The organism is Cellvibrio sp. KY-GH-1 (genome assembly GCF_008806975.1).
GTDB lineage: Bacteria > Pseudomonadota > Gammaproteobacteria > Pseudomonadales > Cellvibrionaceae > Cellvibrio.
Genome location: NZ_CP031728.1, coordinates 2244158 through 2257637 on the forward strand (window position 1 = coordinate 2244158; position 13480 = coordinate 2257637).

General features: G+C 49.6%; 15 protein-coding genes. 12 read left to right on the top strand and 3 right to left on the bottom strand.

The genetic code is table 11. The annotated features are described in order from the left end of the window. Positions 1-55 precede the first annotated feature (55 nt). The 3 genes from D0C16_RS09715 to D0C16_RS09725 form a co-directional block, all read right to left on the bottom strand. Positions 56-1546, bottom strand: coding sequence for an HlyD family type I secretion periplasmic adaptor subunit (locus D0C16_RS09715; protein WP_151032172.1), 1491 nt, complete (start codon positions 1544-1546; stop codon positions 56-58). Then, positions 1539-3719, bottom strand: a complete 2181-nt coding sequence (locus D0C16_RS09720) for a type I secretion system permease/ATPase (protein WP_151032174.1) — start codon at positions 3717-3719, stop codon at positions 1539-1541. The genes D0C16_RS09715 and D0C16_RS09720 overlap by 8 nt, the downstream gene beginning before the upstream one ends. Positions 3720-3834: 115 nt before the next feature. Then, on the bottom strand, positions 3835-4464 hold the full coding sequence (locus D0C16_RS09725) for a phospholipid-binding protein MlaC (RefSeq protein WP_151032176.1): 630 nt from the start codon (positions 4462-4464) through the stop codon (positions 3835-3837). Between the two features lie 295 nt (positions 4465-4759). Between D0C16_RS09725 and D0C16_RS09730 the strand changes: the two genes are divergently transcribed. The 12 genes from D0C16_RS09730 to D0C16_RS09785 all read left to right on the top strand — a co-directional run bounded on the left by D0C16_RS09730 (position 4760) and on the right by D0C16_RS09785 (position 13414). Continuing rightward, positions 4760-5731 (top strand): KpsF/GutQ family sugar-phosphate isomerase, encoded by a 972-nt coding sequence (locus tag D0C16_RS09730; RefSeq protein ID WP_151032178.1) that lies wholly within the window; start codon positions 4760-4762, stop codon positions 5729-5731. Between the two features lie 26 nt (positions 5732-5757). After that, positions 5758-6288, top strand: coding sequence for an HAD family hydrolase (locus tag D0C16_RS09735; RefSeq protein ID WP_151032180.1), 531 nt, complete (start codon positions 5758-5760; stop codon positions 6286-6288). Positions 6289-6327: 39 nt separating this feature from the next. After that, on the top strand, positions 6328-6939 hold the full coding sequence (lptC, locus tag D0C16_RS09740; protein ID WP_151032182.1) for an LPS export ABC transporter periplasmic protein LptC: 612 nt from the start codon (positions 6328-6330) through the stop codon (positions 6937-6939). Continuing rightward, positions 6926-7564 (top strand): lipopolysaccharide transport periplasmic protein LptA, encoded by a 639-nt coding sequence (gene lptA, locus D0C16_RS09745; protein ID WP_151032184.1) that lies wholly within the window; start codon positions 6926-6928, stop codon positions 7562-7564. Before lptC ends, lptA begins: the two co-directional genes overlap by 14 nt. A 5-nt stretch (positions 7565-7569) precedes the next feature. Beyond that, positions 7570-8295 (top strand): LPS export ABC transporter ATP-binding protein, encoded by a 726-nt coding sequence (gene lptB, locus D0C16_RS09750; protein WP_151032186.1) that lies wholly within the window; start codon positions 7570-7572, stop codon positions 8293-8295. Positions 8296-8530: 235 nt separating this feature from the next. Continuing rightward, on the top strand, positions 8531-10201 hold the full coding sequence (locus tag D0C16_RS09755) for an RNA polymerase factor sigma-54 (protein ID WP_151032188.1): 1671 nt from the start codon (positions 8531-8533) through the stop codon (positions 10199-10201). A gap of 106 nt (positions 10202-10307) precedes the next feature. Then, the gene (hpf, locus tag D0C16_RS09760; RefSeq protein WP_151032190.1) at positions 10308-10598 is read left to right on the top strand and encodes a ribosome hibernation-promoting factor, HPF/YfiA family; all 291 of its coding nucleotides are present in this window, start codon (positions 10308-10310) and stop codon (positions 10596-10598) included. Positions 10599-10647: 49 nt separating this feature from the next. After that, positions 10648-11100 (top strand): PTS IIA-like nitrogen regulatory protein PtsN, encoded by a 453-nt coding sequence (gene ptsN, locus D0C16_RS09765; RefSeq protein ID WP_151032192.1) that lies wholly within the window; start codon positions 10648-10650, stop codon positions 11098-11100. Positions 11101-11112: 12 nt separating this feature from the next. Continuing rightward, the gene (gene rapZ / locus D0C16_RS09770; RefSeq protein ID WP_151032194.1) at positions 11113-11982 is read left to right on the top strand and encodes an RNase adapter RapZ; all 870 of its coding nucleotides are present in this window, start codon (positions 11113-11115) and stop codon (positions 11980-11982) included. A gap of 21 nt (positions 11983-12003) precedes the next feature. Then, entirely contained in the window at positions 12004-12276 is a 273-nt protein-coding gene (locus D0C16_RS09775) for an HPr family phosphocarrier protein (RefSeq protein WP_151032196.1), read from the top strand. Between the two features lie 100 nt (positions 12277-12376). After that, positions 12377-12895: a ribosome biogenesis factor YjgA gene (gene yjgA, locus D0C16_RS09780; RefSeq protein WP_151032198.1), complete on the top strand. Its 519-nt coding sequence runs from the start codon at positions 12377-12379 to the stop codon at positions 12893-12895. A gap of 150 nt (positions 12896-13045) precedes the next feature. Continuing rightward, a complete protein-coding gene (locus D0C16_RS09785; RefSeq protein ID WP_151032200.1) occupies positions 13046-13414 on the top strand; it encodes a hypothetical protein in 369 nt (122 codons plus the stop codon). Positions 13415-13480: the final 66 nt, after the last annotated feature.

A 13480-nucleotide genomic window follows, 5' to 3' on the forward strand; every position in this document is an offset into this window, starting at 1 on the left:
GCAATTGATAAAAATTAACACAAACATTGAAAATAAATTTTTGTGAAATAATTACTCACCGCTCCCGAATACTCTCCTGCTTGTACTTCAACAGTGGCGACAGAAAATATTCAATCACTCGTCGCTGCGTCGTCTTCACTTCCGCCGTGACCGCCATGCCCGGAATTAATTTCACATCTTTCGCTTCTACGCGAATAGTGCTCTTGTGCATTTTTAAATGCATGGCGTATACGAGGCCGAGTTTTTCATCGAGGATGGCGTCATCGGAGATATGGGTAACGGTGGCGTCGATCAAACCGTATTTGGTGAAGGGGAAGGTGTGGATTTTAATTTCTGCCGGCATATCGCTTTGCACAAAACCGATATCCTGGTTGCCGAGCATGACTTGTACTTCCAGGTTTTCTTCTTCCGGTACCACAATCATTAATTGTTGGGCTTCGGTGACAACACCACCGATGGTGTTGACCGCGAGTTGTTGTACGTAACCGGAGACCGGGGCGTAGAGGATTTGTTTGTCATTCATATCGCGCGCTTTAACCAGCTCTTCGGTGATAGTGGCGAGTTGGTTGCGACTATCCGCAATTTGTGCGAGCAGTTTGCTGCTGGTGTCTGCTTTGAGGGCGTTGATTTGCTGCTGGGCTTCATTGATCGCGGCGATAAGTTGTTGTTGGATTTGCTGTTGCGTGGCGAGGTCTTGCGTGCGTTCGATGCGCTGTTGTTCCAGTTCCAGGTATTCCGCTTCTGAGGCCATGTTTTTTTGATAGAGGCTGTGCAAGGCAGTAGCGCGTTTGGTGACCATCGGCAGGGTTTGCTCGAGTTTCTTGATGGTTTCCAGGTTGGCGATTTTTTCACTTTGCGCTTTGGTTAAGGCGCTGTGCAAGCTGCTGAGTTGTGCCTGGTATTGTTGCCATTGCTCCCAGGTTTTTTGTTGGTGCAATAATATTTCTGAAGCAGATAATGTGAGTTTTTCATCAATCACCAAGGCCAGCTCACTCGCGGCGACAGGTTTTTTGTGTTGGTTGATTCTTTGATGAATTTTTTGATGCTGTTGATTCTTGGGTTGTTGCGAATTTTTTTCTGCCGTGTTTTGCTGGTCAGCTATTAATGCTTGCAAGGCTTCACTGCCCGCAAGATTCAAACTCGCATTGTGCAGCTCCTGTTGCATACGTGCCTGATCCGCAGCAGTGATGGTGCGATCCAATTCGATCAGTGGATCACCCTCTTTTACATACTGCCCTTCTTTCACGTGGATGGCTTTGATCACGCCTTTATCCAACGGCTGGATTTGTTTAACGCGACTGCCGGGAATAATTTTGCCTTCCGCACTGGCTACTACATCCACTTTGCCAAAGATGGCCCAGAGCAGCGTGAGGATAAATAAGGTAATGAGTGTCCAGGCGAGCCAGCGCACTAAGGGGTTGGGCGGGGTTTCCTGTAGCTCCAATGCCGCTGGCATAAATTCCGACAAGCCTTGCTGCTTGGAACCATCACCCAATTTACCGCGTTCACGCCAGGCTTCGCGCAGTAATTCAAAAAAATTAGTCATGGTTAAACTCCATCTCAATATTTTCCTTTTTTACCATCGGGCGTGCGGCTGCCTTGGCATCCTGATAGCCATGCAATTGCGCGTAGTAGCCTTGTTGTTGCAATAACTGATCATGCGAGCCCTGCTCTACAATGCGGCCTTTGTTCATCACAATAATGCGATTGCAAATGCGCACCGTACTTAAGCGGTGGGCGATGATAAACACGGTGCGGCCGTTACAAATGTGCGCCATGTTGTCCTGGATGATGCGTTCGGATTCGTAATCCAGCGCACTGGTGGCTTCATCGAAGATTAATATTTTGGGATTGGTTAATAACGCGCGGGCAATCGCGAGGCGCTGGCGTTGGCCGCCGGAGAGGTTGCTGCCCTGTTCGCCGACCATAGTGTCGTAAGCTTCGGGGAGATCCACAATAAATTCATGGGCGCCGGCGAGTTTGGCAACCGCCACAATCTGCTCCATGGGCGCGGCGGGATTAGTGAGCGCGATATTTTCACGCACGGTTTGGTTAAATAAAAAATTCTCTTGCAATACCACACCAATATTGCGTCGCAGCCAAGCGGTATCCACCATAGCAAGGTCTACTCCATCCACCAGCATTCGCCCCGACTCGGGCAAATACAGCCGCTGGATCAATTTGGTAAGCGTGCTTTTACCGGAACCGGAGCGACCGACAATACCAATAATTTCCCCAGGTTGAACCTGCAGATTAAATTGATCGAGAATCACCGGGCCGTCGTGGCGATAGCGGAAACGCACGTGTTCAAAATTCACTTGCCCGGCAATCGATGGCAGTGTGGAGCGATTGGGGTTGTAACCGGGTTCGCGCGGGGTATTTAAAATATCGCCCAGGCGCTCAATGGAAATACCCGCTTGCTGGAAGTCTTGCCAGAGTTGTACAAGTTTTAAAATAGGGCCGCTCACGCGACCGGCGAGCATGTTGAACGCAATCAATTCGCCAACGGTGAGTTCACCGGCGATTACCAAATGCGCTCCCCACCAGATAATCCCGAGTGTCATTAGCTTATTAATCAATCCGGCAATTTGATTGGCCACATTGCCGAGGTTCTGGCTACGAAAGGAGGCATTCACATAATGGGCGAGTTGATCTTCCCATTTGCGCTGCATCTGCGGCTCTACCGCCATGGCTTTTACGGTTTGTACACCGGTGACGGATTCGGTAAGGAATGCCGTATTCGCGGCACCGTATTTGAATTTGTCATTGAGGCGATGACGCAATATCGGCGTGATAAATACCGAGAGCAGGATGTAACAGGGGATGGTGGCGGCCACCACAAAAAATAAGGTGGTGCTGTAGTACCACATCACCAGCAGGAAGACGATGGTGAAACCCAGATCGAGAATTAAAGTAAGTGCACTACCGGTAATAAAATTGCGGATGGTATCCAGCTCATGCACGCGCGCGACATTTTGCCCCACTTGCCGCGACTCGAAATAGGCCATGGGCAAGGCCATTAAATGATTAAACAGGCGCGAGCCCAATTCCACATCCACCCGGCTGGTGGTATGGGACATCACATAACTGCGAATACCCCCGAGCAATGCTTCAAAAATCGCAATCGCTAAAAAACCAAAGGCGATGACATCGAGCGTACTGAACCCGCGATGCACTAACACTTTATCCATCACCACTTGAAATAGCAGTGGTGTAATCAGCGCAAAGAGCTGCAAAAAAAATGAGGCGATAATCACTTCGCCAAATAATTTCCGGTATTTGATTAACGAGGGAATAAACCAGCTGATATCGAACTTTTGTTGCAGGCTTTCGCGCAAACCCAGGCGGCGCGTTACATAAATAATTTCACCAGACCAGAGTGATGCAAACTCTTCTGCGGTGAGTGTTTTGGGCGCTTGCTCACGCAAATCCTGCACCAACACCTTAACCGGTTTGCCCTCCTCTTCAGCCACGCGCGCGAGGATGATGTAATCGCCATCGACCGTTTTAACAATTGCGGGCAAACTGGAACCGATTAATTTATCGAGTTTAAACGAAAATAATTTCGCTTTAAAAGTCAGCGCTTTGGCGGCGCGGAGGATTTCAGTATTGCTAAACGGTTGACCGGGAATTGCGAATTGGTGGGAGAGTTGTGAAGCATCAGCGGGGAGCTGGTGGAATCCTGCGAGTGCTACCAAGCACTGTAAACCTGTGTCCATGGTTCGTCCAATAAATGTTAAAAAAATAGAGCGACAAATATTAACAATTTGAAAATGTACAGACCTTTACTGGCCTGCGCAGACACGTCTGCAGAGGCCAGTAATCCGCCAACAATCAAGCATCCGCAAGCCAGTTAGCAATAACCTGATCCACATTACCATTGTGCTTTTTCAGACCCGCCTTGAATTGACTGCTGAAGGACTGACCGAGATTTACACCGTTCAGGACTACGTTGATCAGCTTCCATTCACCGGATTTACCTTTAACCATGGTGTAGTCCAGTTTGTGGGTAGCCCCTTCAGCACTAACCTCTTGCTTGACCACGACACGATCAGCTTTAACAGTATCCACTCCTGCAATAGTTACCTTGCTATCCGCATAGCCTAAAACCCCTTTGGCCAAGGATTTGACCATGCCATCCTTGAACACCTTGAGGAATTGTTCACGCTGAGCCGGCGTTGCTTGTTTGTAAGTCGCCTTGCCCATTACCGAACCGGCGATAAAGGGAAAGTTAACGACCGGATCCAACACTTTTTCAACTTGTTTGTAATATTGATCGTCAGGAGTCTTGGCGGTGTTTTTGGTCTTCACCAAACCAAACAGCTCTTGCGCTACAGATTCAACGATAACCTTGGGGTCTGCTGCTGGTTTAGCGGCATCTTGTGCACCTGCCACTTGCGACCAGACCAAGGCGATTGATAAAGAAAATCCGAACAGGGATTTCAACAGGGAAACAGTTTTCATCGTATAAACCTTCCATTAACCAAGTGAGGCTAAAGCCTGATTGCCTTATGCCCTGATTGCTTTACAGCCATACATCAGACAGCGCTAGTTCCCTAAGGTGCCATTCTTTGTCATTGATTAGGATTGTGGCGATTTATTGTGCGGAAGCGCCGCCGGTGGCGTTGCGGGGCGCACTATACCATCGCTGTATTAAAATTCTTAAGAGCCTGAAGGGAAAAAAGACGTAAACACAACTCGCCTAAACACGCTCGCTCGTTATAATGCCCCACCCCGAATTGCCTGCAATGGGATTTATATGGCCACTTTTGATTATGTCAGTTCTGCGTTGCGTACCATTCGCTTTGAAGCGGAAGCTGTTACGGCATTAATGAGTCGCATCGATGGTCAATTTAGCCAGGCCTGTGAATTGATTTTGAACGGCAAAGGGCGAGTGATAGTGACCGGCATGGGCAAATCCGGCCATGTAGGCAAAAAGATCGCTGCCACTCTGGCGAGCACTGGTACTCCCTCCTTTTATGTCCATCCCGGTGAGGCCAGCCATGGCGATCTGGGGATGATTACCAAAGACGACATTTTGCTGGCCATCTCCTATTCCGGAACCTCCTCTGAAATTGTTGCCCTGTTGCCACTGCTAAAACGTGGCGGTATCAAAATAATCAGTATGACCAGCAACCCCGACTCAACCATCGCCGAAGTAGCCGAAGTCAACCTAGATATCAGCGTGGTTCACGAGGCGTGCCCGCTGGATCTCGCACCCACATCAAGCACCACTGCCACTCTCGTTCTAGGTGATGCACTGGCTATAGCACTGTTGGAAGCGCGCGGATTCACGGCCGAGGATTTCGCCTTTTCCCACCCGGGCGGGGCACTAGGGCGCAAACTGCTTTTACGCCTCTCGGATGTGATGCATACAGACAACGAAATTCCCCGCGTATTGCCCGAAACTCCAATGGCTGATGCGCTGATGGAAATGTCTCAAAAAGGTTTTGGCATGACCACGGTGATGAACTCTGCAGGCGACTTATTGGGAATTTTCACGGATGGTGATTTGCGCCGTAGTATCGATCGCGGGATCGATATACGCGTTGCACGAGTGGGGGAATTGATGAATACCACCCCCAAAACATTGCGTGATAATACACTCGCCGCCGAAGCACTCGCGCTAATGGAACAGGCAAAAATTAACGTTCTGCTAATCACCAACGAACAAAAAAAACTGGTTGGTGTCGTCAAAATCAATGACCTGCTGCGCGCCGGTATTATTTAAATCTCCTTTTTGTGAATAGAAACCCTATGAATCCCGAACTGCGTGAGCGCGCTGCGCGTATTAAATTATTACTGCTGGATGTCGATGGTGTGTTGACCGATGGCAAGCTTTACTTCGGCAACAACGGCGAAGAATTTAAAGCCTTTAGCACCTTGGATGGCCACGGCATCAAACTGTTACAGAAAAGTGGGGTCAAGGTCGGCATTATTACTGGCCGTACCAGTAACCTGGTGGCGCGCCGCGCCAATGACCTGGGTATTAACATTCTGGTACAGGGGCGCGAAGACAAGTGGGATGCATTGCAGGAAATACTGCAAGAGCATCCGTTGCAACTGAACGAAATTGCCTTTATGGGCGATGACTGGCCCGATTTGAGTGTGATGACACGCGTGGGACTGGCCTTTGCCGTTGCCAACGCCCATACAAGCGTAGCTGCACGAGCCCACTGGCAGAGCCGCGAGCGTGGCGGTGACGGTGCGGTGCGTGCCGCCTGCGATCTAATTATGCAGGCCCAAGACACCTTTGACACAGCGTTGGCGCGCTATCTAGCGCCTTAATCGCATACTGCTACACGAGAAATAACAAGCTACTAATTTATGAATTTATTTCAGCGCTTATACAAGGTTCATCAGCACATTCCTGGCCCCTGGCTGATCGCCGGCGTGCTGGTTTTGTGCTACTTCCTGTTTTCGCTGCGCCAGAAAGAAGACCCGGTAGGTTATGAATACGACCCTAGCGGCTTTCCACAAATTTATATGAAACAGGTACAGACGCGGGAATATGATAGCCTGGGCCAACTGAGTTTTGAGCTCACCACGCCAGAAGTTACCCTCTACCAGCCGGATATTAATGGCCCATCCACCCAGGATTACACCCTGATTGATGCACCCAAAATGATTTTTTACAACACCCAAAATGGTACCCCCTGGCGGTTGTCGGCGACCCATGGGCGCAGTGAATCCAACAATGAACTAATTCGCCTCCTAGGCGATGTAGTCATCCAGCAAAGCTCGCCCAGCCAGGGACTAATGCGCGTCACCACCGATGAATTGCAAGTGCGTACCCGCGAACAATTCGCGGAAACAGACAAAGCTGTTAAGATGCGCAGCGCGAAAGGCCAGATAGACGCTCTAGGTATGGATGCCGACCTGGTGCAAAGTCGGCTTCAGTTAAAGTCCCAGGTTAAGGCTGTTTATGACCCTCGTTAAAAAATTCTTACGCGCTACGCGCTATTTTGTTGCTCTCAGCTTGCTTGCCTGTGCCTGCCAGTCATTTGCGCTACCCAGCGATAAAAACGAAACCATTCGCGGCTCTGCAGAAAAACTTACCGTTGACCAAAAAAACGGAATTGCAACCTACACCGGTTCAGTGATCATTCAGCAGGGAACATTGGTTATCACTGCTGACTCGATCGTGATTCACACCAACGCCGATAACGATGTAGAAAAAATGGTGGCTCAGGGCGTTCCCGCCCGCTTCCAGCAACAGCCGGAAAAAGATCAGGGGTTGGTAACCGCCGCCGCCAAACAAATTACCTATACCCCTGACAATCAGCGCTTATTGCTGATTGAAGACGCTTCCGTTGAACAAAACGGCGCGGTTATGAAAGGGCCCCGAATTGACTACGATCTGGTGAAAGAGGTTATGAAGGCCGCTGGTGGCAACAGCAGTATCGATGGCAATGCCGAGCGGATTGAGATTGTGATCCCACCCAAAGGTGCCAAAGGTGACGCCGTTGAGATCAAAAAGCTCGACGAGCAAGCACCTGCGCCAGCCAGCGCACCCACTGAAACCAGTAGCGCTGCCGCTCCATCAACCAGCTCACAAAATTAATGCCTATGTCCCGTTTGCATGCTCGCCATCTCGCCAAAAGCTACAAGAAACGCAAAGTGGTTATTGATGTTTCTATTACCGTGGAAAGCGGGCACATTGTCGGCCTACTAGGGCCAAACGGCGCCGGCAAAACCACCTGTTTTTATATGATCGCCGGCTTGGTGCCCGCCGATAATGGCACCGTACTGATCGACGAACGCGATATCACCAACTTGCCAATTCATGGCCGCGCCCGCGCTGGCATTGGCTATTTGCCGCAAGAAGCCTCGATTTTCCGCAAACTGAGCGTAGCCGATAACATCATGGCAATTCTTGAAACTCGCCAGGATATGAACGCCGCCCAACGCAAGGAAAAACTGGAGTCATTGCTCAATGAATTCCACATTACCCATATCCGTGACAGTTTGGGCATGGCCCTGTCAGGCGGTGAACGCCGCCGGGTTGAAATTGCTCGCGCCCTGGCAACGGATCCCAAATTTATCCTACTTGATGAACCCTTTGCCGGCGTTGACCCTATTTCGGTAAACGACATCAAAGAAATTGTTCGCCACCTGAAAGATCGCGGCATAGGCGTTCTCATTACCGACCACAACGTACGTGAAACACTGGATATCTGCGAAACCGCCTATATTGTCAGCGAAGGCCATATTATCGCCGAGGGTGATGCCGATACCGTGCTGAGTAATAGCAAGGTACGCGAAGTCTATCTGGGCGAGAACTTCCGCCTCTAATTAAATTACCGCCGACACATCACCATTCAACTCAAAGACCCGTTGGGTATTACCTATTTACCCAGCTGATCCTAGTGACAAACAACTTGACAAGTAACATTATTTATTTATTAGGCATAGAGATTGCTTACGGTTGTTGCTTGCGGCGCAAACCCTGACTAAACTCCGCTTATCTGTTGTTTTCATCCTGCGCTTTGATAACGCTTCTGCGCCATAAGGGTTTGTCTACCTCACAATGAAACAATCGCTCCAGCTCAAACTCGGTCAACAGCTGACCATGACTCCCCAGCTGCAACAGGCTATCCGCCTCTTGCAGCTTTCCACTCTGGATTTACAACAGGAAATCCAGGAAGCACTCGAATCCAATCCAATGCTTGAAGTGGAAGAAGGTTTTGATTCCCCCAGCCAAACTTCAGATTACGAAGGCAGTGAGCTGGACGCTACCGACTACAATCGCCAGCAGGAAATCGCCGCCGACACTAACGGGGATGACACCACCGATTTCAGCGGTACCGAAAATTACACCGCCAATAGTGATAGTTATCAGGAAACCAGCAATTATTCCGAAGGCGACAACTTTAGCGATGGCGATAGCTTCGGCGATGGTGAGAGTTTTGGTGAAAGTGAATCTTTTGGTGATGCCGATGTATATGGCGAAGGTGAAAACTTTAGTGCCGACAATGGCGACTGGAGTGAAGCGATCCCCAGCGACTTGCCAGTAGACACTAGCTGGGACGATGTATATCAGGCATCTTCATCCAGCAGCTCGAGCAATTACGATAATGAAGACAACGATTTTGAAAGTCGTCGTGCAGCAACTGATTCTTTGTATGATCACTTGATGTGGCAACTTAATCTTACACCGATGTCTGACCGTGACCGTATCCTGGCGATGGCTATCATCGATGCAGTAGAACCCAGCGGCATGCTTTCAATCACGCTCGAAGAAATTTTCGAAGGCATGCGCGATGAATTTGAAGAGCTCGAGCTGGATGAAGTCGTTGCTGTTCAACACCGCCTGCAACAATTCGACCCTTGCGGAGTGTGCAGCCAAAATCTGTCTGAATGTTTATTGGTGCAACTACAACAGTTCGACCCCAAGACACCCTTTCTCGACTCTGCCAAATTAATCGCAAAACAATATTTACCTGTGCTTGGCAGCCGCGACTATCGCCAGTTAATGCGGCGCACCAAACTAAAAGAAGCTGAATTGAGCCAAGCGGTCGCATTGATTCAAAGCTTGAATCCGCGCCCGGGCGATATGATTGCCAGTGGCGATACAGAATATGTAGTACCCGATGTCTTTGTAGAAAAGCGCGATGGTCGCTGGTTAGTTGAGCTGAATCCAGAAATTGCACCGCGTCTTCGTATCAATGCCGATTATGCATCCATGGTGAAACGTGCTGATTCCAGCAGCGACAATACGTTTCTGAAAGATAATTTGCAGGAAGCGCGCTGGTTTTTGAAAAGCCTGCAAAGCCGCAATGAAACCCTGTTAAAAGTCGCCAGCTGTATTGTCGAGAAACAACGCGGGTTCCTTGATTACGGGCCAGAGGCAATGAAGCCCTTAGTGTTGCACGATATTGCCGAAATTGTGGAAATGCATGAGTCCACCATTTCGCGCGTAACCACGCAAAAATATATGCACACTCCGCAAGGCATCTTCGAGCTGAAATATTTTTTCTCCAGCCATGTAAGCACCGACAGCGGCGGCGAATGTTCATCAACAGCGATTCGCGCCATTATCAAAAAACTGGTAAATGCCGAGAATCCTAAAAAGCCGTTAAGTGACAGTAAAATTACCGATCTACTCGCTGAACAAGGAATTCAGGTGGCGCGTCGCACTATTGCCAAGTACCGTGAATCGCTGAATATTCCACCGTCAAATGAGCGCAAAACGATTTAATTTTTATACAGGAAACTGGATAGGGATGTTGCATGCAGAACAAACACTGCATTGATTTTATTGATCGACTGGCACCCTTGGCCAGCCAAACTATGAGGAAGCACCTATGCAAATAAATATCAGTGGCCATCACCTCGAAGTCACGGACTCATTAAGAGATTATGTCACCAGTAAAATTGAACGCCTGAGCAATCATCACGACCGCATCACTACAACACACGTAATTCTCTCCGTAGACAAACTGATTCAAAAAGCAGAAGCGACCATTCATGTAAGCGGCAAAGATATCCATGCCGATTCAACCCACGAAGATCTTTACGCGGCGATTGATGCCCTGGCAGACAAGCTGGATCGTCAATTAATTAAACACAAAGAAAAAATGCGCAGTCATCGTTAATTGAATGATTTCAGCGCGCAACCGAGGATGCCAAGGCATCAGTTGAGTTATGCAAATCGAATCACTTATCAGCGCCAGCCGCACCCTGTGCGGCGTAGAAGGCGGCAGCAAAAAACGTGCACTGGAATTGCTGGCCAATGCCATTGCGCAAGATATTCCAGCAATTGATGCCGATGAACTTTTTCGGCGCCTTATAGGGCGCGAGCGCCTGGGCTCTACCGGAATTGGCCACGGTGTCGCCATTCCCCACTGCCGCGTGGAAAATTGCACCGGTACAGTAGGCGCGTTGATTACCTTGGCAGAACCAATCGATTTTGACGCCATAGATTCACAACCAGTGGATATTCTCTTTGCGATGCTGGTGCCAGAAGATGCTCATGATGAGCATCTGCAAACCCTGGCTACTCTGGCAGGCGCATTGAATAATCCGGAATACCGCCAGCGGCTGCGCAAGGCGGAGAGCGATCAAGCGCTCTACCAGGCAGCTATCGCGGCACTCTAGAGGCACAGCCTTATGCATCTGGTTATTGTCAGCGGCCTTTCAGGCTCGGGAAAAAGTACCGCACTCCACGTACTCGAGGATGTGGGTTTTAACTGCATTGATAACCTGCCTGTCAGCCTGCTCCCGGCGTTGGTTGCCCAAATCCAGATCCATAAGGACGATAAGCAAAAGTTTGCGATTGGCATAGATGTACGCAATGCCTGGCAAGATTTAGCGATTTTCCCGCAGATGATCAACACTCTGAAGGATGCGCACCTGCCATTTCGCACCCTGTTTCTCGACTCCCAACCGGCCGTATTGATTCAGCGCTTTAGCGAAACGCGTCGCAAACACCCGCTGTCTGACAAACACACCAGCCTGGAAGAAGCCATCACCGCCGAACAGCATCTGCTGGAACCCATTCGCGATACTGCAGACCAGGTAATCGACACCAGCCACCTGAACCTGCATGAATTGCGCGACCTGGTAAAAGAGCGCGTGGTTGGGCGCAGCGAATCCACCATGGCGATACTGTTTGAATCCTTTGGGTTCAAACACGGTGTACCTGTGAATGCCGACTTGGTATTTGATGCGCGCTGCCTGCCAAACCCACACTGGAAGCCGAATCTGCGCCCACAAACAGGCAAAGATCAGGACGTGATTGACTTCCTGGAGGAACAGGTAACTGTTAAGGAGATGTACGACGATATTGAGCACTACCTAACGCGCTGGCTGCCGCGCTACCAAGCAAACAACCGCAGCTATATCACCATTGCCATAGGCTGTACTGGTGGACAACACCGGTCGGTTTATTTAGCAGAGCGTTTGCAAAAGCACTTTGACCAAAGTTTTAGCGATGTACAAGTGCGTCACCGCGATATTAACAAACACAAAAAACACTGATTTCACATACAGAAACTGGCAATGCACACAGACATTCTCGACATCATTAACAAACGCGGACTTCATGCCCGCGCCGCTGCCAAGCTCGCCACCCTGGCCAACCAATTTACGGCCAAAATTCTGGTGCGAGTCGGTGAAGGCAACTGGGCGGATGCGAAAAGCGTCATGTCACTGATGTTGTTAGCGGCAAGCTGCGGCACCGCCCTACAGATCAGCATTGAGGGAGATGACGCTGAAGCGGCTCTTAACGCCATTCGCGCCCTGATCGCCGATCGCTTTGAAGAAGGCGAATAAATCGCCTATTGTTTACTCTATAGCCAGCACAATGGTTGTCCTTAAGCGGCAACTGCACTAAGCTGCGCGCCCTTTTACTGTTTCAGCCAACGGCACCACCATGGTTTACAACTACGACGATATTAATCCCGACGATTACATCCTGAGCAAATCCCAAGTTAAGCGCGATATGCATGCGCTGCAGGCGCTGGGAGAAAGCTTCATCGCTATGAATGAAAAGCAGCTGGCTCAGCTCCCCTTGAGCGAAGACCTGCTGGAAGCCATTTATCTCGCCCGCAAAATGCCACTGAAAGACGCTCGTCGCCGCCAGATTCAGTATATCGGCCGCCTAATGCGTGAGGGCAACCACGAGGAAATCAAAGCCGCCGTGGATAAAATGCAAAACCGCAACGATCAGTATGTCCATCGTCAACACCAGATCGAGCGCTATCGCGACCTACTCATTGAAGGTGATAAGCAGATTTTCCAAACATTGGTAACCTCCTGTCCCGGCATTGATGTCCAACATTTACGCCAGCTAATTCGCTCTGCACAAAAAGAGCGGGAAGAAAACAAGCCAGCTGCCAGCGCGCGCAAGTTGTTTGGCTTTATTCGTGACCAACTTGAACTGCAAGATTAACCAATCACCACCCCCAACAGGCCATCTTAAGTTTTATTTAAGATGGCCATGTAAAGATTCACAAAAATCCCAGCACTTGCTCGACCTGCCTTAAGGTCGAGGTTAAGATGCTTTTCGTGTCAATTTTTAGCTAATAGCAAATCATCCCCCGTGAAAGTTCGCAATATCGCCAAGATAGTGACGTTTGCAGCCTTGTTCAGCTGGTTTTGTGCCGGCCTGTTAGGCCTGCACAGTCACATCCCTTTGGATGGTAGCCCGGCGACATTGGATAGTTCTTTCTTCAAAGATTCGCTTGCCGATTCCTATGGCCACAAAGCCAGCCCTCATGTGGACACCGAGTCAAACACCACGCCCGCTAAAAATCTTAACCTTGCGGTGTTGCTCATCGCCGGTCTGGTTATCCTGTTGTTGACACAACAAGGTTATTTCAAAACCCTGTTAATACTTTCCTTCCACCCGCAAACCAACCAAGGATTGCGTCCGCCACTGCGCGCACCTCCACGCCAAATCACAGCCTGATACAGGCCAGCCATTTAATTTTATTCCCCTGTAAATGGATTGCCGCTGCACTCTGGTGCTGAGCGG